The organism is Pseudomonas sp. MPR-R2A5 (assembly GCF_058793055.1).
Window position 1 is genome coordinate 156,247 of record NZ_JBXAFK010000007.1, and the last position, 26,608, is coordinate 182,854.

Annotated in this window: 25 protein-coding genes and 1 pseudogene; 23 read left to right on the forward strand and 3 right to left on the reverse strand. The window is 63.1% G+C overall.

The window, feature by feature from the left end:
* Nucleotides 1–91 precede the first annotated feature (91 nt).
* From AC1Q6I_RS08075 to selO, 3 genes are read left to right on the forward strand one after another with little or no spacing between them, the layout of a single operon-like run.
* Nucleotides 92–1,834: a potassium/proton antiporter gene (locus AC1Q6I_RS08075; protein ID WP_024073011.1), complete on the forward strand. Its 1,743-nt coding sequence runs from the start codon at nt 92–94 to the stop codon at nt 1,832–1,834.
* 50 nt (nt 1,835–1,884) lie between these two features.
* A complete protein-coding gene (gene mscK / locus AC1Q6I_RS08080; RefSeq protein WP_024073010.1) occupies nt 1,885–5,268 on the forward strand; it encodes a mechanosensitive channel MscK in 3,384 nt (1,127 codons plus the stop codon).
* Between the two features lie 48 nt (nt 5,269–5,316).
* The gene (selO, locus tag AC1Q6I_RS08085; protein WP_069075112.1) at nt 5,317–6,780 is read left to right on the forward strand and encodes a protein adenylyltransferase SelO; all 1,464 of its coding nucleotides are present in this window, start codon (nt 5,317–5,319) and stop codon (nt 6,778–6,780) included.
* A gap of 18 nt (nt 6,781–6,798) precedes the next feature.
* Here selO and AC1Q6I_RS08090 read toward each other — a convergent pair whose 3' ends face one another.
* Nucleotides 6,799–7,200 (reverse strand): helix-turn-helix domain-containing protein, encoded by a 402-nt coding sequence (locus AC1Q6I_RS08090; RefSeq protein ID WP_024073008.1) that lies wholly within the window; start codon nt 7,198–7,200, stop codon nt 6,799–6,801.
* Between the two features lie 6 nt (nt 7,201–7,206).
* Nucleotides 7,207–7,493: pseudogene (locus tag AC1Q6I_RS08095) on the reverse strand (type II toxin-antitoxin system HigB family toxin).
* A gap of 236 nt (nt 7,494–7,729) precedes the next feature.
* On the opposite strand from AC1Q6I_RS08095, the gene trxC reads away from it, so the two are divergent.
* Complete coding sequence (trxC, locus tag AC1Q6I_RS08100) at nt 7,730–8,164, forward strand: thioredoxin TrxC (protein ID WP_024073006.1); 435 nt, start codon at nt 7,730–7,732, stop codon at nt 8,162–8,164.
* Nucleotides 8,165–8,394: 230 nt separating this feature from the next.
* Here trxC and AC1Q6I_RS08105 read toward each other — a convergent pair whose 3' ends face one another.
* The gene (locus tag AC1Q6I_RS08105; protein ID WP_024073005.1) at nt 8,395–9,165 is read right to left on the reverse strand and encodes a ParA family protein; all 771 of its coding nucleotides are present in this window, start codon (nt 9,163–9,165) and stop codon (nt 8,395–8,397) included.
* A gap of 337 nt (nt 9,166–9,502) precedes the next feature.
* Between AC1Q6I_RS08105 and AC1Q6I_RS08110 the strand changes: the two genes are divergently transcribed.
* The 19 genes from AC1Q6I_RS08110 to AC1Q6I_RS08200 all read left to right on the forward strand — a co-directional run bounded on the left by AC1Q6I_RS08110 (nt 9,503) and on the right by AC1Q6I_RS08200 (nt 26,588).
* Nucleotides 9,503–10,222, forward strand: coding sequence for a beta-ketoacyl synthase chain length factor (locus AC1Q6I_RS08110; protein ID WP_024073004.1), 720 nt, complete (start codon nt 9,503–9,505; stop codon nt 10,220–10,222).
* Entirely contained in the window at nt 10,198–11,010 is an 813-nt protein-coding gene (locus tag AC1Q6I_RS08115; protein WP_024073003.1) for a lysophospholipid acyltransferase family protein, read from the forward strand. Before AC1Q6I_RS08110 ends, AC1Q6I_RS08115 begins: the two co-directional genes overlap by 25 nt.
* A complete protein-coding gene (locus AC1Q6I_RS08120) occupies nt 10,988–11,257 on the forward strand; it encodes a phosphopantetheine-binding protein (protein ID WP_024073002.1) in 270 nt (89 codons plus the stop codon). Before AC1Q6I_RS08115 ends, AC1Q6I_RS08120 begins: the two co-directional genes overlap by 23 nt.
* Before the next feature lie 9 nt (nt 11,258–11,266).
* On the forward strand, nt 11,267–11,521 hold the full coding sequence (locus AC1Q6I_RS08125) for an acyl carrier protein (protein WP_003187949.1): 255 nt from the start codon (nt 11,267–11,269) through the stop codon (nt 11,519–11,521).
* The gene (locus tag AC1Q6I_RS08130; RefSeq protein ID WP_024073001.1) at nt 11,518–12,063 is read left to right on the forward strand and encodes a COG4648 family protein; all 546 of its coding nucleotides are present in this window, start codon (nt 11,518–11,520) and stop codon (nt 12,061–12,063) included. The genes AC1Q6I_RS08125 and AC1Q6I_RS08130 overlap by 4 nt, the downstream gene beginning before the upstream one ends.
* Nucleotides 12,060–13,730: an ApeI family dehydratase gene (locus AC1Q6I_RS08135; protein WP_024073000.1), complete on the forward strand. Its 1,671-nt coding sequence runs from the start codon at nt 12,060–12,062 to the stop codon at nt 13,728–13,730. Before AC1Q6I_RS08130 ends, AC1Q6I_RS08135 begins: the two co-directional genes overlap by 4 nt.
* 203 nt (nt 13,731–13,933) lie before the next feature.
* On the forward strand, nt 13,934–14,668 hold the full coding sequence (locus tag AC1Q6I_RS08140) for a glycosyltransferase family 2 protein (protein ID WP_102623822.1): 735 nt from the start codon (nt 13,934–13,936) through the stop codon (nt 14,666–14,668).
* On the forward strand, nt 14,665–15,600 hold the full coding sequence (locus tag AC1Q6I_RS08145; protein ID WP_024072998.1) for a lysophospholipid acyltransferase family protein: 936 nt from the start codon (nt 14,665–14,667) through the stop codon (nt 15,598–15,600). Before AC1Q6I_RS08140 ends, AC1Q6I_RS08145 begins: the two co-directional genes overlap by 4 nt.
* On the forward strand, nt 15,584–17,125 hold the full coding sequence (locus tag AC1Q6I_RS08150) for an HAL/PAL/TAL family ammonia-lyase (RefSeq protein ID WP_024072997.1): 1,542 nt from the start codon (nt 15,584–15,586) through the stop codon (nt 17,123–17,125). The genes AC1Q6I_RS08145 and AC1Q6I_RS08150 overlap by 17 nt, the downstream gene beginning before the upstream one ends.
* Nucleotides 17,118–17,543: an acyl-CoA thioesterase gene (locus AC1Q6I_RS08155; protein WP_024072996.1), complete on the forward strand. Its 426-nt coding sequence runs from the start codon at nt 17,118–17,120 to the stop codon at nt 17,541–17,543. The genes AC1Q6I_RS08150 and AC1Q6I_RS08155 overlap by 8 nt, the downstream gene beginning before the upstream one ends.
* Nucleotides 17,540–18,223 (forward strand): outer membrane lipoprotein carrier protein LolA, encoded by a 684-nt coding sequence (locus tag AC1Q6I_RS08160; protein ID WP_371858341.1) that lies wholly within the window; start codon nt 17,540–17,542, stop codon nt 18,221–18,223. Before AC1Q6I_RS08155 ends, AC1Q6I_RS08160 begins: the two co-directional genes overlap by 4 nt.
* A complete protein-coding gene (locus AC1Q6I_RS08165) occupies nt 18,213–20,525 on the forward strand; it encodes an MMPL family transporter (protein WP_102623824.1) in 2,313 nt (770 codons plus the stop codon). The genes AC1Q6I_RS08160 and AC1Q6I_RS08165 overlap by 11 nt, the downstream gene beginning before the upstream one ends.
* A 33-nt stretch (nt 20,526–20,558) precedes the next feature.
* Nucleotides 20,559–21,806, forward strand: a complete 1,248-nt coding sequence (locus AC1Q6I_RS08170; protein WP_024072993.1) for an NAD(P)/FAD-dependent oxidoreductase — start codon at nt 20,559–20,561, stop codon at nt 21,804–21,806.
* Complete coding sequence (locus tag AC1Q6I_RS08175; RefSeq protein WP_024072992.1) at nt 21,803–22,537, forward strand: class I SAM-dependent methyltransferase; 735 nt, start codon at nt 21,803–21,805, stop codon at nt 22,535–22,537. Before AC1Q6I_RS08170 ends, AC1Q6I_RS08175 begins: the two co-directional genes overlap by 4 nt.
* A complete protein-coding gene (locus AC1Q6I_RS08180) occupies nt 22,534–23,016 on the forward strand; it encodes a DUF3261 domain-containing protein (RefSeq protein WP_102623825.1) in 483 nt (160 codons plus the stop codon). Before AC1Q6I_RS08175 ends, AC1Q6I_RS08180 begins: the two co-directional genes overlap by 4 nt.
* Nucleotides 23,013–24,179: a beta-ketoacyl-[acyl-carrier-protein] synthase family protein gene (locus AC1Q6I_RS08185; RefSeq protein WP_069075106.1), complete on the forward strand. Its 1,167-nt coding sequence runs from the start codon at nt 23,013–23,015 to the stop codon at nt 24,177–24,179. Before AC1Q6I_RS08180 ends, AC1Q6I_RS08185 begins: the two co-directional genes overlap by 4 nt.
* The gene (locus tag AC1Q6I_RS08190) at nt 24,176–24,637 is read left to right on the forward strand and encodes a hotdog family protein (RefSeq protein WP_024072989.1); all 462 of its coding nucleotides are present in this window, start codon (nt 24,176–24,178) and stop codon (nt 24,635–24,637) included. The genes AC1Q6I_RS08185 and AC1Q6I_RS08190 overlap by 4 nt, the downstream gene beginning before the upstream one ends.
* Nucleotides 24,634–25,362, forward strand: a complete 729-nt coding sequence (gene fabG, locus AC1Q6I_RS08195) for a 3-oxoacyl-ACP reductase FabG (RefSeq protein ID WP_024072988.1) — start codon at nt 24,634–24,636, stop codon at nt 25,360–25,362. The genes AC1Q6I_RS08190 and fabG overlap by 4 nt, the downstream gene beginning before the upstream one ends.
* On the forward strand, nt 25,362–26,588 hold the full coding sequence (locus tag AC1Q6I_RS08200; RefSeq protein WP_024072987.1) for a beta-ketoacyl-ACP synthase: 1,227 nt from the start codon (nt 25,362–25,364) through the stop codon (nt 26,586–26,588). The genes fabG and AC1Q6I_RS08200 overlap by 1 nt, the downstream gene beginning before the upstream one ends.
* Nucleotides 26,589–26,608: the final 20 nt, after the last annotated feature.

A 26,608-nucleotide genomic window follows, 5' to 3' on the forward strand; every position in this document is an offset into this window, starting at 1 on the left:
GACAGCGCGGCAATTCAACAGGTTAGAATCGCTGGCACGTAGACTGCATGGTCAGTTTGCGCCCGTCTTATATGCTCATGGAGTACTGCCTTTGAATGCGACGACCATCAACAGCCTGTTCTTGATCGGCGCGTTGCTGGTGGGTGCAAGCATTCTGGTGAGTTCCCTGTCGTCCCGCCTGGGCATCCCGATCCTGGTGATCATCCTGGCCGTGGGCATGGTCGCCGGCGTCGACGGCGGCGGTATCATCTTCGATAACTACCCGACCGCCTACCTGGTGGGCAACCTCGCGTTGGCCGTGATCCTGCTCGACGGCGGCTTGCGCACGCGGGTGGCGAGTTTTCGCGTGGCGCTCTGGCCGGCACTATCGCTGGCCACGGTGGGGGTGTTGATTACCACCGGCCTCACCGGCATGGCCGCCGCCTGGCTGTTCAACCTCAATATCATCCAGGGCCTGCTGATCGGCGCCATCGTCGGCTCCACCGACGCCGCCGCGGTGTTCTCGCTGCTCGGCGGCAAGGGCCTCAACGAACGGGTCACCGCCAGCCTGGAAATCGAATCCGGCAGCAACGACCCGATGGCAGTGTTCCTCACCGTCACCCTGATCGACATGCTTGCCAGCGGCCAGACCGGCCTGCACTGGAGCCTGCTGACCCACCTGATCCGCGAATTCGGCATCGGCGGCCTCATCGGCCTCGGCGGCGGCTGGCTGATGCTGCAAATGGTCAACCGCATCAACCTGGCCACCGGCCTCTATCCGATCCTGGTGATCGCCGGCGGCCTGGTGGTATTCGCCCTGACCAACGCCCTGCACGGCAGCGGCTTCCTCGCGGTGTACCTGTGCGGCCTGGTGATCGGCAACCGCCCGGTGCGCAGCCGCCATGGCATTTTGCATATGCTCGACGGCATGGCCTGGCTGGCCCAGATCGGCATGTTCCTGGTGCTGGGGTTGCTGGTCACGCCCCATGACCTGCTGCCCATCGCCCTGCCGGCCCTGGGCCTGGCACTGTGGATGATCCTGTTTGCGCGGCCATTGTCGGTGATGGTCGGCCTGCTGCCGTTCAAGGCGTTCCACGGCCGCGAAAAAGCCTTTATCGCCTGGGTCGGTCTGCGCGGCGCGGTGCCGATCATCCTGGCGGTGTTCCCGCTGATGGCCGGCCTGCCCCATGCGCAGCTGTACTTCAACCTGGCGTTCTTTATCGTGCTGGTCTCGCTGCTGGTACAGGGCACCAGCCTGCCGTGGGTGGCCAAGCTGCTGAAAGTGACCGTACCGCCGGAGCCCGCACCGATTTCCCGGGCGGCCCTGGAAGTCCACGTCACCAGCGAGTGGGAGCTGTTCGTCTACCGCCTCGGCGCAGAGAAATGGTGCATTGGCGCCGCCCTGCGCGAACTGAAAATGCCCGAAGGCACACGGATCGCCGCGCTGTTCCGTGGCCAGCAACTGCTCCACCCGTCGGGTAGTACGGTGTTGGAAGTCGGCGATCTGCTCTGCGTGATCGGCCACGAACACAACCTGCCGGCCCTGGGCAAACTGTTCAGCCAGGCGCCGCAACGCGGCTTGGATCTGCGCTTTTTCGGCGACTTCGTCCTCGAGGGCGACGCCCAGCTGGGCGCGGTTTCCGCCCTGTACGGCCTCAAGCTGGAAGGTATCGACCCGGACATGCCACTGAGCCGCTTCATCACCCAGAAAGTCGGCGGTGCGCCCGTGGTCGGCGACCAGGTGGAGTGGAACAACACCATCTGGACCGTCGCGGTCATGGACGGGAACAAGATTGGCAAAGTCGGCGTCAGATTCCCCGAAGGAAGTCGCCCGGGCCCCGGACTCTTCCTCTAAACTGCGGGGCGACAACGCCCCTGATTCTTCACCTTGCTCGACCGGCCTCTATGCTAACCCTGCGCACTTTTCTCGCCACTGCCCTGCTGGGCCTGACTCTTTGTGTCGGCAGCGTATATGCCGCCGACCCACCCAGCGCCGACGCCATCCAGCAAACCCTGGACAAGCTGCCTGATCGCAAGCTGCCCGACGCCGACATGAAGGCGCTGCAGTCGATCCTGCAACAGACCCTGACCTACCTGGGTAACAAACAGGATTACGAACAGCGCCTGGCGGACCTCAAGCGCCAGCTGGAAGACGCGCCGCGCCAGACCAGCGAGAACCAGCGCGAACTGACCCGGCTCAAGGCCACCAAGGTCATTCCGGTAGCCCAGCGCTACGCCTCGCTGCCGGTGCCGCAACTGGAGCAATTGCTGGTGCAGCGCACCACCCAGCAAGGCGACCTGCAAAAAGACCTGGCCGAAGCCAACAGCCTGACCATTGCCGCCCAGACCCGCCCCGAGCGCGCCCAGACCGAAATCAGCAACAGCCAGACGCGCATCCAGCAGATCAATTCGACCCTCAAGGCCGGCAAGGACAATGGCAAGACCCTCAGCAGCGACCAGCGCAACCAGTTGAACGCCGAACTCGCCGCCCTGAACGCGTTGATCCCCCTGCGCCGCCAGGAACTGGCCGGCAACAGCCAACTGCAAGACCTGGGCAACAGCCAGCACGACCTGGTAGTCGAAAAGACCGCGCGCCTGGAACAAGAGATCCAGGACCTGCAAACCCTGATCAACCAGAAACGCCTGGCCCAGTCCCAACAGACCGTTACCCAACAATCGATCGAAGCGCAGAAAGCCGGTGGCAGCAGCCTGCTGGCCACGGAAAGCGCGGCCAACCTGAAGCTGTCCGATTACCTGCTCAAAAGCACCGACCGCCTCAACGACCTGACCCAGAAAAACCTGCAGACCAAGCAGCAACTGGACACCGTGACCCAGAGCGACTCGGCGCTGGATGAACAGATCAACGTCCTCAAGGGCAGCCTGCTGCTCTCCAAGATCCTCTACAAGCAAAAACAGGCACTGCCACGCCTCACGGTAGACCGCGACCTGGCGGACGATATCGCCAACATTCGCCTGTATCAGTTCGAGGTCAACCAGCAGCGCGAGCTGATCAGTTCCCCCAGCACCTACGTAGACAACCTGCTGGCCAACCAGCCGCCGGACGATATCACCCCGCAACTGCGCCGCACCCTGCTGGAACTGGCGATCACCCGCAGCGACCTGCTGGAGCGCCTGAGCCGCGAACTGAGCGCACTGCTTAACGAATCGATCACCCTGCAACTGAACCAGAAACAACTGCTCAGCACCGCCACCACCCTGCGTGCGACGTTGGACGAGCAGATGTTCTGGATCCCCAGCAACAAGCCGCTGGACACCGAATGGCTGGAAACCGTACCGGCGCACCTGAGCAAGCAAGTCACCAGCCTGCCTTGGGCCTCCAGCGTCAGCGAACTGTACGATGGCCTGACCCAGCGCCCCCTGCTGTTCCTGCCGCTCCTGCTGTTGATCGGCGCCCTGCTGTGGCGACGTAACGCCCTGTACGCCCGCCTGAAAAAGGTCCACCTGGATATCGGCCACTTCAAGCGCGACAGCCAGTGGCACACACCACAGGCGATCCTGGTGAACATCCTGCTGGCGATGCCGGTGGCCCTGGGCCTGGCGCTGTGCGGCTATGCACTGCAGATCGACGCCCGTGGGCAAAACGCCAACCTTGGCGCGGCACTGTTGCAGATCGCCCAGGCGTGGCTGGTGTTCTACACCGCCTACCGCATCCTGGCGCCGGGCGGCGTGGCCGAGTTGCACTTCCGCTGGGAAAAACCCCAGGTCGAATTCCTGCAAGGCTGGGTGCGCAAGCTCGGGCTGGTGGTTCTGGCCCTGGTGGCCGTGGTGGCGATTGCCGAACATCAACCGGCAGCGCTGGCCGACGATGTGCTGGGCATTGGTGTGGTGCTGCTGTGCTATGCGCTGATGGCCTGGCTACTGGGGCGCCTGCTGTTACACAGCCCGACCCACGAAAAAGCCTCGCTGTTTCGCAAAGCCATGGGCCTGGTGTTTACCGCGCTGCCCATCGCCCTGTTTATCGCCGTGTGCTTCGGCTACTACTACACCGCGCTCAAGCTCAGTGACCGGTTGATCAATACCCTGTACCTGCTGATGCTCTGGCTGGTCATCGAAGCCACCTTCGTACGCGGCCTGGGCGTTGCCGCACGGCGCCTGGCCTACTCCCGCGCCCTGGCCAAGCGCCAAGCAGCCAAGGAAGCCGGCGACGGCGAGGCGGTGATCGAAGAACCGACCCTGGACATCGAACAGGTCAACGAACAATCGATGCGCCTGATCCGCCTGGCCTTGCTCGGCGGCTTCATCGCGGCGCTGTACTGGGTGTGGTCAGACCTGATCTCGGTGTTCTCCTACCTGGACAACGTCACCCTCTACGAATACACCAGCGGCACCGGCGCCAATATCAGCATGGTGCCAATCAGCATCGGCGACCTGCTCGGCGCGCTGATCATCATCGGCATCACCTTCGCCCTGGCGCGCAACCTGCCCGGCCTGCTGGAAGTGCTGGTGCTGTCCAAGCTGGACCTGGCCCAGGGCAGCGCCTACGCCACCACCACGTTGCTGTCGTATGTGATTGCCGGCGTCGGCTTTGTCTCGACCCTGTCCACCCTCGGTGTGAGCTGGGACAAGTTGCAATGGCTGGTCGCCGCGCTGTCGGTGGGCCTGGGCTTCGGCATGCAGGAGATCTTCGCCAACTTTATCTCCGGCATCATGATCCTGTTCGAACGCCCGGTACGGATCGGCGACACCATCACCATCGGTAACCTGTCGGGCACCGTGAGCAAGATCCGCATCCGCGCGACCACCATCACCGACTTCGACCGCAAGGACATCATTGTCCCGAACAAGACCTTCATCACCGGGCAATTGATCAACTGGTCGCTGACCGACACCATCACCCGAGTCACCCTCAAACTGGGGGTGGACTACGGCTCCGACCTGGACCTGGTGAAGGAATTGCTGCTCAAGGCTGCGCGAGAAAACCCACGGGTGCTGAAGGAACCGGAACCCCATGTTTACTTCCTCAACTTCGGTGAAAGCACCCTCGACCACGAATTGCGCATGCACGTGCGCGACCTGGGCGACCGCAACCCGGTGATCGACGAGGTGAACCGCTTTATCAACCGCGAGTTCAAGAACCACCACATCAACATCTCGTTCCGGCAGATGGAGGTCTACCTGAAAAACCTCCACGGCCAGGAGTACAAGCTGGTGCCGGTAGAAGACGAAAACAGGACCATCGTCGGTCCGGTCGAATCCCCGGATACCCCGGAGCCACCACCGGGCAAAGTGGCGGATGCCCCCGAGCCGCCACCCTCCAAGCTCGACTAAACCGCCTATCCCCAGCAGAATGCTCGGACATTCTGCTGGAGATGGCCTGTGAAAGCCCTCGACGAACTGACCTTCGACAACCGCTTCGCACGCCTGGGCGACGCGTTCTCGACCCACGTATTGCCTGAACCCCTCGACGAACCACGCCTGGTCGTGGCGAGCGATGCCGCCATGGCCCTGCTCGACCTCGACCCGACGGTGGCCGAAACCCCGGTATTCGCCGAGCTGTTTGGCGGGCACAAGCTATGGGCCGAGGCGGAACCGCGGGCGATGGTCTACTCCGGGCACCAGTTCGGCTCCTACAACCCACAATTGGGCGATGGCCGTGGGTTGCTGCTGGGCGAGGTGTACAACGCCGCCGGCGAGCATTGGGACCTGCACCTCAAGGGCGCCGGGCAGACGCCTTACTCGCGCATGGGCGACGGCCGCGCCGTGCTGCGCTCTTCGATTCGTGAGTTTCTCGCCTCTGAAGCGCTGCACGCGCTGGGCATTCCCAGCAGCCGCGCACTGTGCGTGATCGGCTCCAGCACCCCGGTGTGGCGTGAGAAGCAGGAACGCGGGGCCATGGTCCTGCGCCTGGCCCGCAGCCATATCCGTTTTGGTCATTTCGAATATTTTTATTACACCAAGAAGCCCGAACAGCAGGCTGAACTGGCCGAACACGTGTTGAACCTGCACTACCCCGACTGCCGCGAACAGCCCGAACCGTATCTGGCGATGTTCCGCGAAATCGTCGAACGCAATGCAGAACTGATCGCCAAATGGCAGGCGTATGGTTTTTGCCATGGGGTGATGAACACCGACAACATGTCGATCCTCGGCATCACCTTCGACTTCGGGCCGTTTGCGTTTCTGGATGATTTCGACGCGCACTTCATCTGCAACCACTCCGATCACGAAGGACGCTACTCCTTCAGCAACCAGGTGCCGATTGGCCAGTGGAACCTCAGCGCGCTGGCCCAGGCACTCACGCCGTTTATCAGCGTCGATGCCTTGAAGGAAGCCCTGGGCCTGTACCTGCCGTTGTACCAGGCGCACTACCTGGATTTGATGCGTCGTCGTTTGGGGCTGACCACTGCTGAAGACGATGATCAGAAATTGGTGGAGCGCTTGCTCAAGCTGATGCAGAACAGCGGCGTGGACTACACGCTGTTCTTCCGACGGCTGGGGGATGAATCGGCAGCGTTGGCCGTGACGCGGTTGCGCGATGATTTCGTCGATAGAGCCGGGTTTGATGCCTGGGCCGAGCTGTACAAGGCCCGTGTCGAACGGGATGGGGACGGCACCGAAGAACAGCGCCGTGCGCGAATGCATGCGGTGAACCCGCTGTACATCCTGCGCAACTACCTCGCACAAAACGCCATTACCGCTGCCGAGTCAGGCGATTACAGCGAAGTGCGGCGCTTGCACGAGGTGCTTTCCAAGCCATTCGAGGAACAGGCGGGGATGGAACAGTACGCGCAGCGGCCGCCGGATTGGGGCAAGCATCTGGAGATCAGCTGTTCGTCGTGATACGCGCCATGCTCGCGATTAGATGAACATATCGACCGGCACCTTGAAATAATCCGCCAGCCAACGAATCTGCCGAACGTTGAGCTGGCGTTTTCCACTGAGGATTTCCGAGACAACCGATTGAGCGCCAACACCTGGCAAATCACTCTGCGTCAAACCATGCTCCTGCATCAGGGATCGCAATACGTCGACACCGCTGGCCTCTGGCACTGGCCAATGCTCCAAGTCATAAGCCTCGACCCAGTCACCGATGATATCGACCACGCCCATCAACGGGTGAGCTTCGTCTTCCCCTACGATATCCAGCAATTCGTCGAGCGCCTCCACCAGCACATCGTAGTCAGCCTCGGTTTTGGGCTTGCGCAACAGGGGCGACACGAATTGCCAATGCTCGGCCACCTGCTCGATCAGCACACTCATTTCCACTCACTCCTTCCAGTTACCCTTGTCGTATTCCCGATGGTCCAGCACATGTCGAATATAGAGCCGCTGCATTCGGTAGCGCACAATCGCAATGAGGCGCAGCTTGTTACCACCTATGTTGAAGACGTGTAACGCCCCCACCTTATCCACGGCCGGAAAAATCGATTTCAACGCCGCGAAGTCTTCTGGATTGAGGACTTTGACCTTCCGATACCACGCATCCAAAGCACAGGCTGAATGAGGCCCTTCACTTTGGCATTGCGGATTTGTTTCGCACTGATTACGCGCATGCAACATCCCTATCGCATATTGCTATGGAGGTTAAACCCGAACTGCGACTATCGCAATTTGCTATGGCGCCGAACGGACCAATGGTGCTGTTTCGAACAAGCACTCCCAGCCTAGATAGGCATGCGCCAATCGACATTTGCGAATCTGTTAGCGCATGCGTCGTCGCCCTCGAGCTTGATAAAACGGCTACCTGACTCCAGATAGGGAGCATTGGCCACATCCACGGAGCGCCACCATGTCCGAACCTCTCGTTATCCCCTGCCCCCATTGCAACGGCCTCAACCGCATCCCCGGAGAGCGCCTGGGGGATACGCCCAAATGTGGGCGCTGCAAGCAGCCGGTTCTACTGAGCAAGCCTTTCGAGCTGAAGCAAGGCGACTACGCCAGCCAGATCAAGGGCGATTTGCCGTTGCTGGTGGACGTGTGGGCCGATTGGTGTGGGCCGTGTAAATCCTTCGCGCCGGTATTCGAACAGGCGGCCGCGCAGCTGGCGGGCAAGTGCCGGCTGGCCAAGCTGGACAGTGAGGCTAATCAGCAGCTGTCGGCGCAGTTGGGGATTCGTTCGATCCCCAGTTTGATTCTGTTCAAGAACGGCCGCGAAGTGGCGCGCCAGAGCGGCGCCTTTCCGTTGCCGCAGTTGATGAGTTGGTTGCGTAGCCAGGGGGTGTAACCCGAATGCCAGTCAGTTAAGTTTTTTTTGTAGGAGCGAGGGGGACGCCTAGTTCTTGCTCGCGAAAAACGTCAACGATAACGCGTGTTTCCTGAGTGAATGCGGCGTCTGTGAGTTTTTCGCGAGCAAGAACTAGGCGCCCCCCTCGCTCCTACAGAAGGCGATGTACGCTTAACTGACTGGCATTCGGGCTTGCCCGCTCCCACATTGGGTCCGGGTAGCGCTTGAGGTCAGGCATTTTCCAGCAGGTTGTGCAGCTCCACGAATTGCAGAGTGAGCTTATGCCGTGGGTCCAGGTGGATCAGCGGCTTGTTCTGCTGGTGCGACTCACGCATGCGCACTGAGCTGGCCAGGTACACCGGCAATACCGGCAAGCCTTCGGCCATCAACTCATCGAGCATCTGCTGCGGCAGGCTCGCCCGGGCCTGGAACTGGTTGACGACGATGCCTTCCACTTCCAGACCCTCGTTGTGGTCCTCCTTCAACTCTTCGATTTCCGCCAGCAGGCCATACAACGCCTGGCGCGAGAAACTGTCGCAATCGAAGGGGATCAATACACGATCAGCGGCAATCAGCGCCGAAACCGCATAAAAATTCAATGCCGGCGGGGTATCCAGGTAAATCCGGTCGTAATCCTCGCTCAATTCATCCAGCAGCTTTCGCAGCTTGTTGATCTTGTGCTTGGCCTCGAGCTTGGGCTGCAAATCCGCCAACTCTGCGGTGGCCGTGATCACATGCAGGTTGTCGAACGGTGTCTCGTAGATATCCACGCGGTTTTTCTTGGAAAAAGGCCCGGAAGACAGGGTTTGCTTGAAGAATTCGGCAATGCCCATCGGGATATCATCGCCGGTCAGCCCGGTAAGGTACTGGGTGGAGTTGGCTTGTGCATCGAGGTCCACCAACAGGGTTCGATAGCCTTCACTGGCGCTGACTGCCGCCAGGTTGCAGGCGATACTGGACTTGCCAACGCCGCCTTTCTGATTGAACACCACGCGCCGCATGGAAAAACCTCCGTGTATCAATGAATGTCCGAGTGTAGAGGGCAAAAGCGCCTGTTCGCTACCTCGTTCATCCATGCACGGCTGCATTAACCGCGAGCCATGGCTCATCGCGTACAAACGAATAGGAAGGGTCCGACAATCCAATTCGTCCTGCGGTAAAGGACAATCTGTAAATCTCTCCGCAAATTTTGTAATCAGCCGTGAACAATTCTTTACCAAAGTTTGCTAGAACCCCACGGCACCCGGATAATGCGCGCCATTCGGCTCTTGCTCACCGTCCCGGTAAACTCGGCCAATGGCCGCACATGGAAGCCCGCAGGGGCGGGATAACTTCTCAGTGATCAACTTCAACATCGCCCAATGGCGTGCCTGGGCTCCTGGCCTGGACAGCGCGGACGACTGGTACGCCTGGTGCCGGGCCCCGGTGTTGCTGCCCGCCAGCGAAGCCAGCCCCGACGTATCGTTCTTGCCCGCCATGCAGCGCCGCCGCCTCAGCCGCCTGGCACGCATGGCGTTCAGCGTGGGTTGGCCGCTGGCCGAGGGCCGGCAAGACCTGCCCCTGGTGTTTATTTCGCGTCACGGCGAAACCCCGCGCACCCTCGACATCCTCAGCGACCTGGCCAATGACCAGCCGCTGTCGCCGACCCAGTTCAGCCTGTCGGTACATAACGCAGTGATTGGCCTGTGGTCGATCCTACGCAATGAAACCAGCGAGATGACGGCCCTTGCTGCCGCTGGCGACGGCCTGGAACACGGCCTGCTCGAAGCCGCCGCCCTGCTCAATGAAGGCGCCCCGGCCGTGTTGCTGGTGATTACCGAAGAACAGCCGCCTGAAGCCTATGCCGACTGGATCGCCGACGTGCCGTTCCCCTATGCCCTCGGCCTGCTGCTGACCCCAGGCGACGAGTGGCAACTGGAACTTACCCGCGGCACTGTCCAACCCACTCAAACCCAGTGGCCCCATGCCCTGAACCTGCTGCGCACCCTGCTCACTGAACAGGTCGCCTGCCAACATGCCTGGAAGAACCGCGTATGGAACTGGCAACGCAAGCCCTGACCGACAAACCACGGGACGCCTACTACTGGCGCCTGCTCGCCACCGCCGCCAGCTTCGCGCTGTTCGGAGCAGGCGGCCTGTGCCTGCGTTTGCTGGTGTTCCCGTTGCTCGCGTGCCTGCCAGGAAGCGCCGAAAAACACCAACGCCGCGCCCGCCATACCATCAGCAAGCTGTTCTGGTTCTTTATCCGCCTGATGCAACGCGCCGGCGTGCTGACCTACAGCGTCGAAGGTGCGGAAAACCTCGGGCGCCCAGGCCAGATGATCATCGCCAACCACCCGTCGCTGATCGACGTGGTGTTTTTGATCGGCCTGGTGCGCCAGGCCAACTGCGTGGTCAAGCAAAGCCTGTGGCAGAACCCCTTCACCCGTGGGCCGGTGCGCGATGCGGGCTATATCAGCAACGACGGCAGCAGCGAAATGCTCGATGCCGCCGCCGATGCCCTGCGCGGCGGCCAGACCCTGATCATTTTTCCCGAAGGCACCCGCACCACCCCTGGCTCGGCGCCTGCCTTTCATCGCGGCGCCGCCGCCATTGCGCTGCGCGGTGCGACAATCATCACCCCCGTGGTGATCAAGGTCAGCCCCACCACCCTGACCAAGGCCGAACCCTGGTATCGCATCCCAAAACGCCGCGTGCACTTCAGTTTGCGGGTAGGGGCCGATATAGAACCACAGGCGTTTGCCGCACTCGGGCCCGCGCCCCAGGCTTCACGCAAGCTCAACGATTACCTGCATCACTATTTTATTAAGGAGCTCGCCGAAGATGAGCGACCAACACAGCCTTGAGCACGACATAAAGGTGCTGATCATCGAGGCCCTGGGCCTGGAAGACATCAGCGCCGACGACATCGGAAACGATCAAACCCTGTTCGGCGAAGGCCTCGGCCTGGATTCGGTAGACGCCCTGGAATTGGGCCTGGCGATCCAGAAAAAGTACGGCATAAAAATCGATGCCGACGCCAAGGACACCCGCAATCACTTCACCAACGTGGCCAGCCTTGCGGCGTTCGTCACGGCCAGACAGGCAGCTTGAGACCGGACCATGCAAACTCGTGACGATATTTTCAACACCCTGCGCGACGCCTTGGTGGAACTGTTTGAACTGCCCCCGGAACGCGTCACCCTCGACGCCAACCTGTACCAGGACCTGGAAATCGACAGCATCGACGCCGTGGACCTGATCGACCATATCAAGCGCCAGACCGGCAAGAAGATCGCCGCTGAGGAATTCAAGGCAGTACGCACCGTGAACGATGTGGTTGAGGCGGTGTACCGTCTGGTCCAGCCAGCCGCATGAGCCGGTTGATTAGCCTTGGCCTGTTGTTGGCGGGGCTGCTGTACCCTTTTGCCGTGTATTACGGCACCGAGCACTTTGCGCCGTGGCAATTTGGCTTGCTGCTGGGCAGCCTGTGGCTGTTGCGCGCGCTGACCGCTGCACGGCGCCCCGGTAGCCGCTGGATGGCCGTGGCGGTCATCGTGTTTTGCCTGCTGCTGGCCTGGTTCGACAACCCTCGCCTGTTGCGCTGGTACCCGAGCCTGGTCAGTGCATTCATGCTCACGCTGTTCGGCCTGAGCCTGAAATACGGCCCGCCGATGGTCGAGCGCCTGGCCCGCATGAGCGACCCTCAGTTGCCAACCCACGCCGTCGTGTATACGCGCCAGGTCACCGTGGTGTGGAGTGTGTTTTTTCTATGTAATGGCCTGCTCGCCGCCGCCCTCACCCTGTGGGCGCCGCTGAGCTGGTGGACGTTGTACAACGGCCTGATCGCCTACGGGCTGATGGGGCTGTTGTTTGCCGTGGAATGGCTGGTACGACAAAGGGTTCGAGGCCGCGTATGAATGGGTTGAAACTTGAGCAGTTGCTGCTTGAGCCGCTGCAACAGCGTTTGGTCACCACCGAACCTGCAATGAATCACGCCCAGCTGTGGGAACAATCCCTGCGTCTGGCGGCGGGTTTGCAGGCACATGGCATCAAGCGCGTGGCTGTCCATCTGGAAGATGCCGGCTTATTGGCCGTCGCCTTGCTGGCTGCCTGGCGCGCCGGGGCCAGTGTGCTGCTGCCCGCCGACCTGCAACCGCAAACCCGCCTACGCTGGGCCGATGCCGTCGACGCCTGGTTGATCGCCGCCGATGACCTCGCCGCGCTCGACCAAGCGCCGCTGGACCCGGCGGCACTGGATCTGGACACTTGCCAACTGAGCCTGTGTACCTCCGGTTCCAGCGGCGAACCCAAGCGCATCGACAAGACCCTGCGCCAGCTGGCCAACGAAGTTGAGGCCCTGGAAGCCCTATGGGGTCCAGACCTCGAAGACGCGTGCATCATCGGCAGCGTCGCCACCCAACATATCTACGGTTTGCTGTTCCGGGTGCTATGGCCGTTGTGCGCCGGCCGTCCCTTTGTGCGCCACCAACTGGCCTTCCCCGAGGATTTACAGCGCGCCAGCCGCGAACACGCGCATTTTGCCTGGGTCGCCAGCCCGGCGCTGCTCAAGCGCATGGGCGATAACCTCGACTGGACGGCGCTGAGCCAAGTGTCGCGGGTGTTCTCTTCCGGTGGCGCGCTGCCCATCGAGGCCGCCGGCAGCCTTTACGATCGCCTGCAGCAATGGCCGACAGAAATCCTCGGCAGCTCGGAAACCGGTGGTATTGCCTGGCGCCAAGGCGCACAGCCGTGGCAGCCGTTTGCCGGTGTCGAGCTGAGCCAGGACGCCGACGGCGCCCTGCGCATCGCCTCGCCGTACTTGCCCGCCGGGCATATCGAGCAGACCGCCGACGCCGCCCGCATCCACGCCGATGGCCGCTTCGAACTGCTCGGTCGCCTGGACCGCATCGTCAAGCTGGAAGAAAAACGCATCTCCCTGCCCATGCTTGAACACGCGCTGATGGCCCACCCGTGGGTCACCGAAACCCGCCTGGGCGTGGTCCAGGAAAACCGTGCGTCACTCGGCGCGCTGGTGGTGTTGAGCGCCGAGGGCCTGCATGCCCTGCGCAACCAGGGCCGACGCACCGTGACCCAAACCCTGCGCCAGCACCTGAGCCAACACTGCGAAGCCCTGGCCCTGCCCCGGCGCTGGCGCTTGCTGCGCCAGTTGCCACTGAACAGCCAAGGCAAGCTGCCCCAGGCGGATGTCGAAGCACTGCTGCTGGCCCCCCGGCCAAAAGCGCCGGAGGTGCTGGAACACGTCGAAGTCGATGGCGAATGGACCTTGCAACTGAGCGTCCCGCCGGACCTGGCCTATTTCAGCGGCCACTTCCCGGTCACCCCGGTGCTGCCGGGCGTGGTGCAAGTGGAGTGGGCATTCAACCTCGGCCAGCAGTGCCTGGACCTGCCGCCGACCTTCGCCGGCATGGAAGTGCTCAAGTTCCAGCAACTGGTGCGTCCGGGCGACTGTATCGAACTGCACCTGCGCTTCGACCAGGAACGCGGCAAGCTGTATTTCGCCTACCGCAACGGCGTCGCCACCTGCTCCAGCGGCCGGATCCAATTGGAAGCCGCCCATGCATAAGCTTTTGTGGCAAATCGGCTTCCTGTGGCGAGCGGGCTTGCCCCGCGTTGGGCTGCGAAGCAGCCCCAAAACCTGCAACGGCGTTCTGCCTGACACACCTTGGTTTTCTGACTGGGGCAGCTTCGCTGCCCAACGCGGGGCAAGCCCGCTCGCCACAACAGGCCCGCTCGCCACAGGGTGTTTTCCTATCAATGAGGGACACCATGCATAACCCCTGCGCCCTGATCCCGGTCTACAACCACGAAGCCGCCGTGCCGGCCGTGGTCCATAGCCTGCTGAACAGCGGCCTGCCCTGTGTGCTGGTGGACGATGGCAGCAGCCCGGCGTGCGCGGCGGTATTGGCGCAACTGGCGAACCTCGATAACGTCACCCTGCTGACCCTGCCCAACAACCAGGGCAAAGGCAGTGCGGTCATGGCCGGTTTTCGCGAAGCCGCGCGCCTGGGCTTCACCCACGCCCTGCAAGTGGACGCCGACGGCCAACATGACCTGCGCGAAGTCGAAAGCTTTATCGACACCTCACGCCGGCACCCCACGGCCGTGATCTGTGGCTACCCCGAATACGATGACAGCGTGCCCAAGGCTCGTTTGTATGCGCGCTACCTGACCCATGTGTGGGTATGGATCAATACCCTGTCGCTACAGATTCGCGACTCGATGTGCGGCTTTCGCGTATACCCGCTGGCGCCCACGCTGGCCCTGATGGACTCGGCCTACATCGGCACACACATGGATTTCGACTCCGACATCCTGGTGCGCCTGGCCTGGCGCAACCAGCCGATGCGCTGGCTGCCGACCCAGGTGCATTACCCCGCCGACGGGCTGTCACACTTCCGCCTGTTCCGTGACAACGTGCGCATTTCGGCCATGCACACCCGGTTGTTCTTCGGCATGCTGGTGCGCGCGCCGATGATCCTGTGGCGACGGTGGCAGGCATGAGCGACAGCAGCAAACACTGGGCCGATCGCGAGGAGCGCGGCAGCTACTGGCTGATGAAATTCACCGCCGTCGCCGCCAAGGTGCTTGGCCGACGCCTGCTGAGCCCGCTGTTGTACGGCATCGTGTTGTACTTCTTCCTGTTCGGCCGCACGGCGCGCCAGAGCGCCTGGCAGTACCAGCAGCGCCTGGCTGAGTGGAGCGGTCGGGATGAGCTGCGCCCGAGCCAGCGCAAAGTCTTCGGCCAGTTCATGGCCTTTGCCGACGCCTTGCTCGACAAGCTCGACGTCTGGAACGGCAAGCTGCGCCTGGAGCAGATCGAGATCCACGACCCGGCGCAATTGCGCGGGCAACTGCGTGGCGAACGCGGACAGATGCTGGTGGGTGCGCACCTGGGCAACCTCGAAGTGTGCCGTGCGCTGGCGGAAATCGGCGAACGCGTCACCATGAACGTGCTGGTGCACACCAAGCATGCCGAGCGTTTCAACCGCCTGCTGGGCGAAGCCGGCGCGACCCATTTACGCCTGATCCAGGTCAGCGAGCTGGACCCGGCCACCATGCTGCTGCTCAGCCAGCGCCTGGACGAAGGCGAATGGCTGGCAATTGCCGGCGACCGCGTACCGCTGCATGGCGGGCGCACGGTGCGCGTGGACTTCCTCGGCCATGACGCCGCCTTCCCCCAGGGCCCGTGGCTGCTGGCCGGCCTGCTCAAATGCCCGGTAAACCTGCTGATGTGCCTCAAACACCAGGGCCGCTATCGCCTGACCATCGAGCCCTTCGCGCAATCGATCGAATGGAAGCGCAGCACCCGCGAGCAGGTCATCGCGCAGTGGACCGCGCGCTACGCCGCACGCCTGGGCCAGTTCTGCCTGGAAGCGCCCCAACAATGGTTCAACTTTTATCCCTTCTGGAAGACCGATGACGACGCATCTTGAGCCGGTAACCTTTGGCGAACGCCCTCTGCGCATTGAAGACGTATTGGCCCTGGCCAACCGTCAGGTGCCCACGCACTTGCAGGATGACGCCGCCTATCGCCAGCGCATCGCCAAAGGCGCGCAGTTCCTCGACTCGCTGCTCGACAAGGAAGGCGTGATCTACGGCGTGACCACCGGCTACGGTGACTCCTGCGTGGTGGCGGTGCCATTGCAGCACGTCGAAGCGCTGCCGCGTCACCTGTACACCTTCCACGGTTGCGGCCTGGGCAAGTTGCTCGACGCACAAGCCACCCGTGCCGTGCTGGCGGCGCGTTTGCAGTCGCTGTGCCACGGCGTGTCCGGCGTGCGTGTGGAGCTGCTCGAGCGCCTGCATGCATTCCTGGAACACGATGTACTGCCGCTGATCCCGGAAGAAGGCTCGGTGGGGGCCAGCGGTGATTTGACGCCGCTGTCCTATGTGGCTGCGACCCTGTCCGGCGAACGTGACGTGCTGTTCCGTGGCGAACGCCGCCAGGCCATCGACGTACACCGCGAATTGGGGTGGCAGCCGCTGGTGCTACGCCCCAAGGAAGCCCTGGCGCTGATGAACGGCACTGCGGTGATGACTGGCCTCGCCTGCCTGGCGTTCGCCCGCGCCGATTACCTGCTGCAACTGGCCACGCGCATTACCGCGCTGAACGTGGTGGCGCTGCAAGGCAACCCGGAGCACTTCGACGAGCGCCTGTTCGCCGCCAAGCCGCACCCTGGGCAGATGCAAGTTGCGGCCTGGCTGCGCAAGGACCTGGCGATTGATGCGCCGACAGCCCCTTTGCACCGCTTGCAGGATCGTTATTCACTGCGTTGCGCGCCCCATGTGCTCGGCGTGCTGGCCGACAGCCTGAACTGGCTGCGTTCGTTTATCGAGATTGAGCTCAACAGCGCCAACGACAACCCGATCATCGACGCCGAAGAAGAGCGCGTGCTGCACGGCGGGCATTTCTACGGCGGGCATATCGCGTTCGCCATGGACAGCCTCAAGACCCTGGTGGCCAACGTCGCTGATCTGTTGGACCGGCAACTCGCGCTGCTGGTGGACGTGCGTTACAACCATGGCCTGCCGAGCAACCTGTCCGGCGCGCCGGCGGACCGCGCGATGATCAACCACGGGTTCAAGGCCGTGCAGATCGGAACCAGCGCCTGGACCGCCGAAGCGCTGAAAAATACCATGCCGGCCAGCGTGTTCTCGCGCTCCACCGAATGCCATAACCAGGACAAGGTGAGCATGGGCACCATTGCCGCCCGCGACGCGATCCGCGTGCTGGAGCTGACCGAACAGGTGGCCGCCGCCACCTTGCTCGCGGCCAACCAGGGTGTGTGGCTGCGCGCCCAGGCCGAGGATGCACGCCCACTGCCACCGGCATTGGCCGCCATGCACGAAGAACTGGCCAAGGACTTCCCGCCGGTCATCGAAGACCGTGCCCTGGAAGGCGAACTGCGCCTGTGCCTGCAACGCATCGCCGAGCAACACTGGGGGCTGCATGCGTAGCCCTGGCGTACTGCACAGCGACACCGAAATCCTCGTGCCGTTTTTCGACGTCGACACCATGAACGTGGTGTGGCACGGGCATTACGTGAAGTACCTGGAAGTGGCGCGCTGCGCGTTGCTGGACAAGATCGGCCATAACTACGCGGCGATGCTCGAAGCCGGCTACGCCTGGCCGGTGATCGACATGCAACTGCGCTATGTGCGCGGTGCGGTGTTCGGCCAGACGATCAACGTGCGCGCCAGCCTGGTGGAGTGGGAGAACCGTTTGAAGGTCAATTACCTGATCACCGATCTGGCCAGCGGCGAGCGTTTGACCCGCGCCAGTACCGTGCAAGTGGCGGTGGAAATTGCCACTCGCGAAATGCAACTGGCCTCGCCCAAAGTCTTTACCGACGCCGTAGAGAGAGCCTTGAAATGAGATCCCCTGTGGGAGCGGGCTTGCCCCCGATGGACGTCAACGATAACGCGACCCGCCTGACACTGCGCAGCGCCCTGCGGTTTTTCGCGAGCAAGCTCGCTCCCACCCTGACCGGGTTGTTGCTGAGCTTCAGCGCTCACGCTTTCGATTTGCAGCAACTGAGCGATCAACTGGCCAAACCGTCTGTGATCCACGGCAGTTTCATCCAGGAAAAACACCTGCGTGCACTGCCGCAACCGTTGGTCAGCAAAGGCACCTTTGTGCTGGCCAAGGACCACGGCCTGCTCTGGCTGCTGAAAACCCCGTTGCAGCAGGATTACCGCATCAGCCCCCAGGGCATTGCCCGCCGCGACGCCAATGGCTGGCAAACCCTGCCGAACAAGAGCGCCGGGGCCGAGCAGAACCGTCTGTTCCTCGCCGTGCTCCAGGGTGACAGCAGCGGTTTGCAACGCGATTTCGAACTGCAACTGCAAGGTGAGGCCACGCAGTGGAAGCTGACGCTGATCCCGCGTTCGCTGCTGCTCAAACAAGTGTTCACCCTGATCAATATCGACGGCGGCGAGCTGGTGCATACCATCGAACTGCTGGAAACCCAGGGCGACAGCACCGTATTGCGCATGCAAGACAGCACGGCGAGCCAACCCTTGAGCGACGCGGAGCAACACGACTTTGCCCAGTGAGCGCCAGTTACCGCGCCTGTTCCTGATCCTGCTGGTGGCCGTGCTGGCCCTGGCCGGCTGGCAGTGGCGCCACGGTGCACCGCTGTCGGCCAACCTGATGGAACTGGTGCCGGGCGGCGCGCCGGACGCCCTGGAGCAGCAAGCCGAACAGCGCATGCAGGAGCCGTTGAATCGCGAGATGCTGGTGTTGGTCGGGCATGCCGATCGCCAGCAGGCGGTGGCCGTGGCCCAACAATTGGGCGAGCGCTGGCAGGCCAGCGGGTTGTTCGAGAAGGTGCAATGGAACCTGCAAGCCGACTTGCCGGCACTGCGTGAGCAATTGCTGCGCGGGCGCTTGGCGATGCTGTCGGGCAAAGACCGCGAGCAACTGATCGACCATCCCGACGCGTTCATCCAGCAGCGTGTGCAATCACTGTTCGACCCCTTCACCGGGTTCAGCCTGGTGCCGAGCCAGGATGACTGGCTGGGCCTCACCGGGCGCATCCAGAACAGCCAGCCGCAACAAGGCGCGGTGCAGCTGGATATCGGCAGCGGTGCGCTGATCGCCGAGGCCGACGGCAAGAGTTGGGTGCTGCTGCGCGCGCGTACCACCGGCAATGCCTTCGATATGAAACTGCCGTTGCAAGTGGCGGATTTGCTCCAGGCCAGCCGCACGCAGGCCAGTGAACAAGGCGCGCAGTTGCTCGCCGCCAGCGGCCTGCTCTACGCCGCCAACGGGCAGCAGCAGGCCAGCCGGGAAATCACCTGGGTCGGCGGCGGCGCGACCGTTGGCATCCTGTTGCTGCTGTTGCTTGCGTTCCGCCGCTGGCGCGCGTTGCTGGCGTTTGTGCCGGTGCTGGTGGGCATGCTGTTTGGCGCGGTGGCCTGTGTGGCGCTGTTTGGCCATATGCACGTGATGACCCTGGTACTCGGCTCCAGCTTGATCGGCGTGGCCGTGGATTACCCGCTGCACTACCTGTCCAAAAGCTGGAGCATGCAGCCGTGGCGCAGCTGGCCGGCATTACGCCTGACCCTGCCGGGGCTGACCCTGAGCCTGGCCACCAGTTGCATCGGTTACCTGGCGCTGGCCTGGACCCCCTTTCCGGCCTTGACGCAAATCGCGGTGTTCTCCGCGGCGGGGCTGGTCGGCGCCTATCTGTCGGCCGTCTGCCTGTTGCCGGCGTTACTCAAGGGCGTGGAACTGCGCCCGGCGCAATGGCCGCTGCGCATCGCCGAGGGCCTGTGGCGCATGCGCGCCTCGCTGGTCAAGCGCGTGCCGAGCGCGGTGCTGCTGGTGTGGGTACTGCTGTTCTGCGCCGCTGGCCTGTGGCAGTTGAACAGCAAAAACGATATTCGCCAGTGGATCGGCGCACCGCCGCAATTGCTGCAAGAGGCCCAGGCCGTGGCGCGTATTACCGGGTTCCAGCCCACCAGCCAGTTCTTCCTGGTGCGCGCGGACAATCAGCAGCAGTTACTGGAACGCCAAGCCGCCCTGGGCCAGCGCCTGGAACAGTTGGTGAATATGGACAAGCTCCAGGGCTACCTGGCGCTGAACCAGTTGGTCAACCTGCCGGCCGAGCAACAACGGCTGCGCGAGGCATTGAATAAACTGCCGGAACATTGGCAACCGCTGCTGGACCTCGGTGTGCCGGCCAGCGCGCTGCAAGCCGAAGTCGCGCAGTTGCAGGCGCTGCCCACCGAAGACATCGACGCTGCGCTGGTCGGGCCCCTGGCTGAACCCTGGCGCACGCTGTGGCTGGGCCCGGTGGACGGCGGCGTGGCGGCCATGGTCAGCCTGCAAGGCTTGAACAACCCGGCACTGCTGCAGGTGCAGGCCGTGGATTTGCCCGGCGTGCAACTGGTCGATCGCCTGGGTGACTTGAATCGCGTTTTCGCCGCGACCCAGATCAGCGCGGCTGAATTGAAGTTGATGTCGTGCGGGCTGATCGTGCTACTGCTGGTCCTGCCGTTCGGCTTGGGCGGTGCGTTGCGTATCGTTGCCCTGCCGTTGCTGGCGGCGCTGTGCAGCCTGGCCAGCCTGGGTTGGCTGGGCCAGCCACTGACGCTGTTCAGCCTGTTCGGCCTGCTGCTGGTCACGGCCATCAGTGTCGACTACGCGATCCTGATGCGTGAACAGATCGGCGGGCCCGCGGTCAGCCTTTTAGGAACACTGCTGGCGGCACTGACAACCTGGTTGTCGTTCGGCCTGCTGGCGGTGTCGAGCACGCCGGCAGTGAGTAATTTCGGTCTGTCGGTCAGCCTGGGCCTGGCGTTCAGCTTTATGCTGGCGCCCTGGGCCGGCCAACAGAAGCACGCCTTATGAATGTGATTATCGCCAATGTGGCAAGGAGCCCTCGTGCCCATAGTTGAAATGGAACGTCGCCAGGTGGTGGTGATCGGTGCCGGCCCATCCGGTGCCATCGCCGCGACGCTGCTAAAGCGCCAGGGGCATGATGTCTTGATTATCGAGCGCCAGCATTTCCCGCGCTTCTCGATTGGCGAAAGCCTGTTGTCCCACTGCATCGACTTTATCGAAGAAGCGGGCATGCTCGACGCTGTGCAGGCGGCGGGTTTCCAGGTGAAAACCGGTGCCGCGTTTGCCTGGGGCGAGCGCTACAGCGCGTTCGATTTTGGCGATACCTTCAGCCAAGGCAAGCCGACCACCTTCCAGGTGCAGCGCGGCGAGTTCGATAAGCTGCTGGCAGACCAGGCGGCGTTGCAAGGGGTGGACATCCGCTACGGCCAAACCATCGTCGGCGTGGATTTTTCCGGCGAGTGTCGCTACCTGCATGTGCGCCGCGAGAATGGCAGCGAGTACCACGTCAAAGCCAAGTTCGTGCTCGATGCCAGCGGCTACGGCCGCGTGCTGCCGCGCCTGCTGGACCTGGAAGCGCCGTCGAACTTCCCACTGCGCCAGGCGGTGTTCACCCATGTCGAAGACCGCATCGAACACCCAGGCTTTGACCGCACCAAGATCCTCGTGACCACCCACCCGACCCAGCGCGATATCTGGTTCTGGACCATCCCGTTCAGCAACGGCCGCTGCTCGGTGGGCGTGGTCGCGGCCAAGGCGCATTTCGACGGCCGCGACAGTGACCTCGATGCCTGCCTGCGCGGTTTTATCGACGAGACGCCAAGCCTGTCCGGCGTGCTGCAAAATGCGGTATGGGATACACCTGCACGGACCATCGGCGGTTATTCAGCCAACGTCAAAACCCTGCATGGCCCGGGCTTTGCGCTGCTGGGCAACGCTGCGGAATTCCTCGACCCGGTGTTCTCGTCCGGCGTGACCATCGCCATGCGTTCGGCGAGCATGGCGGCCGGTGTGCTGCACCGCCAGCTCAAGGGCGAGACGGTGGATTGGCAAACCGAATTTGCCGAGCCGCTCAAGCGCGGTGTCGACACCTTCCGTTGCTACGTCGAAGGTTGGTACGCCGGGACCTTCCAGGATGTGATTTTCCATGCGGGCAGCTCGCCAGAGATTCGCCGGATGATCAGCTCGATCCTCGCCGGTTATGCCTGGGATGAGCGCAACCCATTCGTCAGCGAACCCAAGCGGCGGCTGCGGATGTTGTCGGAGATTTGTGCGGGGGATGCCGCGTGAGCAGTCAGTACTTAAGTAAGCACTACGTCGAAGAAACCAGGTTCGGCTTCTGGTTCCTGCGCAGCCACACCTGGCAGCATCATGTGTTGCGCGTGGCCATCAACGACCTGCGCAGCCTGTTCAGCGAGCCGTTGCCCGTCGCGCCGGTATTGCTCGACGCCGGTTGCGGCCAGGGGAAATCCTTCAAGCTGTTGCAGCAGGTGTTCGCGCCCTCGCGCCTGATCGGCCTGGACGCCGACCCCCATAGCCTGGAACGGAGCCGTGAAGAAGCCACGCGCCAGGGCCTGGCCGTCGAGTTGATCGGCAGCGACTGCGCCACCCTCGATGTGGCGGATGCCAGCGTCGACATCCTGTTCTGCCACCAGACCTTCCATCATCTGGTCGAGCAGCATCGCGCGCTGAACGAGTTCTACCGGGTCCTCAAGCCCGGTGGCTACCTGCTGTTTGCCGAGTCCACCGAAGCCTATATCGACACCTGGGTCATTCGCTGGCTGTTCCGCCACCCGATGCACGTGCAAAAAAGCGCCGAGCAGTACCTGGAGATGCTCCGCGAGCAGGGCTTTGAATTCGACGCACGGAATGTCTCTTACCCGTACTTGTGGTGGAGCCGTGCCCGCGATTTCGGCCTGCTGGAGCGCTGGGGCCTGCGCAAGGCGCCCCCGGTGGGCCAGCGGGAAGAAACCCTGGTCAACTGCGTGGCGCGCAAACCCTTGGCGAGCGTCGCGGCATGATGCGCCTGTTGTTGATCGGTTGCCTGTTGCTGCTGAGCGCCTGCGCCAGCCAGCCACCGCTGCCGGAGAAAACCCCGACCCTGGCGTTGCCGCTGCAATTGCATGTGCAGCGCATGGAACGTGGCCAGAGCCAGGATTGGCTGTTGGTGATCCAACGCGAGGGCAACGCCATCCGCTGGTCGATGATGGACCCGCTGGGCATCCCCCTGGCCCGGCAGAAACTCATCGATGGCCAGTGGCAGGCCGACGGCTTGCTGCCGCCCAACCCCCAGGCGCGCGAGCTGTTTGCCGCGTTGCTGTTTGCCCTGGCTTCGGCGGATGACGTGCGCAGCCTTTACCCCAACGCCCAGGCGATGGACCTGACACGCACGCTTCCGGGCCATTGGCAAATCGTCTATCAGTCTTCAGAAGTGTTCAGCGTGAACATCAGCGGGCAGCCGTTGAGTTATCGCATCACACCGCTTCGGGCCGCCCGATGACCGCCTACCTCAATGCCCTCGGCGTGATCTGCGCCCTGGGGCGCGGCCAGGACGCAGTCAGCCGCAGCCTGTTTGCCGGCGACTGCGCAGGGATGCGCGCCGAAAGCGGCTGGGTGCCGGAACGAGTGTTGCCGGTGGGCAGCGTACCCGGCGAATTGGCGAGCATCCCTGCGCAACTGGGCCGGCAGAACAGCCGCAATAACCAACTGTTGCTGGAAGCCGCGTTGCAGATCGAAGCGGATATCCGCCAGGCGATCCTGACCTACGGCGCCTCACGGGTCGGCATCGTGCTGGGCACCAGCACCTCGGGCATTGACGAGGCCAGCCGCAGCATCGCCCATTACCTGCGCGACAAGCACTTCCCCAGGGACTACGACTACCAGCAACAGGAACTCAGCGCCCCGGCGAACTTCCTCGCCGACTGGCTGCAACTGAGCGGCCCGGCCTACGTGATCTCCACCGCCTGCACCTCCAGCGCACGCGCGCTGATGAGTGCCCGGCGCCTGTTGGATCTGGGCGTGTGCGACGCGGTGATCTGCGGCGGCGTCGACAGCCTGTGCAAGTTGACGCTTAACGGCTTTACGGCGCTGGAGGCGGTATCCAACGAACGTTGCAACCCCTTTTCAGTGAACCGCAACGGCATCAATATCGGCGAAGCGGCGGTGCTGTTCCTGATGAGTCGCGAGACCGCCCCGATCGCCCTGTTGGGCAGCGGCGCCAGTTGCGATGCGCACCATATTTCTGCGCCGGAGCCGACGGGCAAAGGCGCGTTGCAGGCGATGCGCAAGGCGCTGGCCAGTGCCGGGTTGCAGCCCGAGCAGATCGGTTACCTGAACCTGCACGGCACCGCCACCCAACACAACGACGCCATGGAAAGCCTGGCCGTCGCCAGCCTGTTCCCTGCCGGGGTGGCCTGCTCCTCGACCAAACCCATGAGCGGCCACACCCTGGGCGCCGCCGGCGCACTGGAAGCGGCGTTCTGCTGGCTGAGCCTGGCCCATGGCCGGGTGCCGCCGCACGTGTGGGACGGCCAGGCCGACCCGACGCTGCCGGCCTTGCACTGGGCGCAGGCCGGTGACGCCTTGGAAAAACGCTGCCTGATGAGCAACTCGTTTGCTTTCGGCGGTAATAACGTCAGCCTGATTATCGCAGAGGCCCCATGATCGATTGGCCACTCGCCGAACTGCTGCCCCATGCGGGCGACATGATCCTGATCGACCAGGTGCTGTCGTTCGATGAAGAGCAGATACACACCCGCGCCACCGTCAAGCCCGGCGGCCTGTTCAATCGCCCCGACGGCAGCCTGCCGGCCTGGGTCGGCATCGAATTGATGGCGCAGAGCGTCGCCGCCTATGCCGGCTGTCGTGCCCGCCAAAAAGGCCAGGCCGTGGAACTGGGTTTCCTGTTGGGCACACGCAAGTTCGAGTGCAACGTGGCGCATTTCCCGGCAGGCGCCGAGTTACGCATCCACGGCCTGCGCTCCCTGGAAGACGACAACGGCATGGGTGTGTTCGAATGCCACCTCACCGGTGACGGTATCCAGGCCACCGCGCGCCTGAACGTATTTCGACCGCCCCAGGCGGCCAACTATTTAGAAGAATCGAAGGACGAAACGCCATGACTGAATCCGTACTGGTCACCGGCTCCAGCCGTGGTATCGGCCGCGCCATTGCCCTGCGCCTGGCCCAGGCCGGCCATGACATCGTGCTGCATTGCCGCAGTGGTCGCGCTGAAGCCGACGCGGTGCAGGTCGAGATCGAAGCCCTGGGCCGCAAGGCGCGGGTGCTGCAATTCGACGTGGCGGACCGCGCGGCGTGCAAGGCCATCCTTGAGGCAGATGTGGAGCAACAGGGTGCCTACTACGGCGTGGTGCTCAACGCCGGCCTGACCCGTGACGGTGCATTCCCGGCCTTGTCCGAAGAGGACTGGGACGTGGTGATGCGTACCAACCTCGATGGTTTCTACAACGTACTGCACCCGGTGATGATGCCGATGATTCGGCGGCGCGCGGCCGGGCGTATCGTGTGCATCACCTCGGTATCGGGCCTGATCGGCAATCGCGGGCAGGTCAACTACAGTGCCTCGAAAGCCGGCCTGATCGGCGCGGCCAAGGCATTGGCCATCGAATTGGGCAAGCGCAAGATCACCGTCAACTGCGTCGCCCCCGGCTTGATCGACACCGCCATGCTCGATGAGAACGTACCGGTCGAAGAATTGATGAAAATGATCCCGGCGCAGCGCATGGGGACCCCGGAAGAGGTGGCCAGCGCGGTGAATTTCCTGATGTCGGCCGAAGCCGGCTATATCACGCGCCAGGTCCTGGCCGTGAATGGGGGCCTGTGCTGATGAAGCGCGTCGTAGTCACCGGCATGGCCGGCATGACCTCCCTGGGCAGCGATTGGGAGACCATCGCCGCCAACTTTCGCGCCAACCGCAGCGGCATCCGTCGCATGGACGAGTGGAACCGCTTCACCGAACTGAACACGCGCCTGGCCGGGCCGATCGATGATTTCGTCGTGCCTGCCCATTGGACCCGCAAGCAGTTGCGCAGCATGGGCCGCGTGTCGCGCCTGGCCGTGTGGGCGGCGGAGCAGGCCTTGAAGGACGCGGGCCTGCTCGGCGATGAGTCGATCAAGGACGGGCGCATGGGTGTGGCCTGCGGTTCGTCCACCGGCAGCACCGACGAGATCAAGGCGTTCGGCAATATGCTGCTCAACTCGGTGGCCGAAGGGCTCAACGCCAACTCCTACGTGCGAATGATGCCCCACACCACGGCGGCGAATATCAGCATCTTCTTTGGCCTCACCGGGCGCTTGATCCCCACGTCCAGCGCCTGCACCAGCGGCAGCCAGGGCATTGGGTATGCCTACGAGGCGATCAAATTCGGGCGCCTGCCGTTGATGCTGGCCGGCGGCGCTGAAGAACTGTGCCCCACCGAAGCCATGGTGTTCGATGCGCTGTACGCCACGAGCCTGAAGAACGACGCACCGCAGACCAGCCCGCGCCCGTATGACAGTGCCCGCGACGGCCTGGTGATCGGCGAAGGCGGCGGCATGCTGGTGCTCGAAGAGCTGGAACACGCCCTGGCGCGGGGTGCACATATCCACGCCGAGATTGTCGGCTTTGGCAGCAACGCCGACGGCCAGCACACCACCCGCCCGGAACAGAAAACCATGCGCCGCGCCATGGAGCTGGCCCTGGAAGACGCCGGGCTTGAGCCCGCGGCCATCGGTTACGTGAATGGCCACGGCACCGCCACCGACCAGGGCGACATCGCCGAGACCCTGGCCACCAGCAGCCTGTTTGGCAGCCGCATGCCCATCAGCTCGCAGAAAAGCTTCCTCGGCCACACCCTGGGCGCCTGTGGCGCGCTGGAATCGTGGTTCAGCATCGAGATGATGAATCGCGACCAGTACGTGCACACCTTCAACCTCGACCATGTCGACCCACAGTGCGGCGAGCTGGACTACCTGCAAGGTGGATTCCGCGAGATGCACCACGACTACGTGATGAACAACAACTTTGCCTTTGGCGGCGTCAACACCTCGTTGATCTTCCGCCGCTGGTCCTGACTTTTTAATCGACTGGAGAA

Coding starts and splice junctions, on each gene's coding strand:
- AC1Q6I_RS08090 (WP_024073008.1), bottom strand. CDS start 7,200: ATGAGTGTGCTGATCGAGCAGGTGGCCGAGCATTGGCAATTCGTGTCG.
- trxC (WP_024073006.1), top strand. CDS start 7,730: ATGTCCGAACCTCTCGTTATCCCCTGCCCCCATTGCAACGGCCTCAAC.
- AC1Q6I_RS08135 (WP_024073000.1), top strand. CDS start 12,060: ATGAATGGGTTGAAACTTGAGCAGTTGCTGCTTGAGCCGCTGCAACAG.
- AC1Q6I_RS08140 (WP_102623822.1), top strand. CDS start 13,934: ATGCATAACCCCTGCGCCCTGATCCCGGTCTACAACCACGAAGCCGCC.
- AC1Q6I_RS08120 (WP_024073002.1), top strand. CDS start 10,988: ATGAGCGACCAACACAGCCTTGAGCACGACATAAAGGTGCTGATCATC.
- AC1Q6I_RS08185 (WP_069075106.1), top strand. CDS start 23,013: ATGACCGCCTACCTCAATGCCCTCGGCGTGATCTGCGCCCTGGGGCGC.
- fabG (WP_024072988.1), top strand. CDS start 24,634: ATGACTGAATCCGTACTGGTCACCGGCTCCAGCCGTGGTATCGGCCGC.
- AC1Q6I_RS08180 (WP_102623825.1), top strand. CDS start 22,534: ATGATGCGCCTGTTGTTGATCGGTTGCCTGTTGCTGCTGAGCGCCTGC.
- AC1Q6I_RS08125 (WP_003187949.1), top strand. CDS start 11,267: ATGCAAACTCGTGACGATATTTTCAACACCCTGCGCGACGCCTTGGTG.
- AC1Q6I_RS08150 (WP_024072997.1), top strand. CDS start 15,584: ATGACGACGCATCTTGAGCCGGTAACCTTTGGCGAACGCCCTCTGCGC.
- AC1Q6I_RS08155 (WP_024072996.1), top strand. CDS start 17,118: ATGCGTAGCCCTGGCGTACTGCACAGCGACACCGAAATCCTCGTGCCG.
- AC1Q6I_RS08115 (WP_024073003.1), top strand. CDS start 10,198: ATGGAACTGGCAACGCAAGCCCTGACCGACAAACCACGGGACGCCTAC.
- AC1Q6I_RS08200 (WP_024072987.1), top strand. CDS start 25,362: ATGAAGCGCGTCGTAGTCACCGGCATGGCCGGCATGACCTCCCTGGGC.
- AC1Q6I_RS08130 (WP_024073001.1), top strand. CDS start 11,518: ATGAGCCGGTTGATTAGCCTTGGCCTGTTGTTGGCGGGGCTGCTGTAC.
- AC1Q6I_RS08190 (WP_024072989.1), top strand. CDS start 24,176: ATGATCGATTGGCCACTCGCCGAACTGCTGCCCCATGCGGGCGACATG.
- mscK (WP_024073010.1), top strand. CDS start 1,885: ATGCTAACCCTGCGCACTTTTCTCGCCACTGCCCTGCTGGGCCTGACT.
- AC1Q6I_RS08145 (WP_024072998.1), top strand. CDS start 14,665: ATGAGCGACAGCAGCAAACACTGGGCCGATCGCGAGGAGCGCGGCAGC.
- AC1Q6I_RS08160 (WP_371858341.1), top strand. CDS start 17,540: ATGAGATCCCCTGTGGGAGCGGGCTTGCCCCCGATGGACGTCAACGAT.
- AC1Q6I_RS08105 (WP_024073005.1), bottom strand. CDS start 9,165: ATGCGGCGCGTGGTGTTCAATCAGAAAGGCGGCGTTGGCAAGTCCAGT.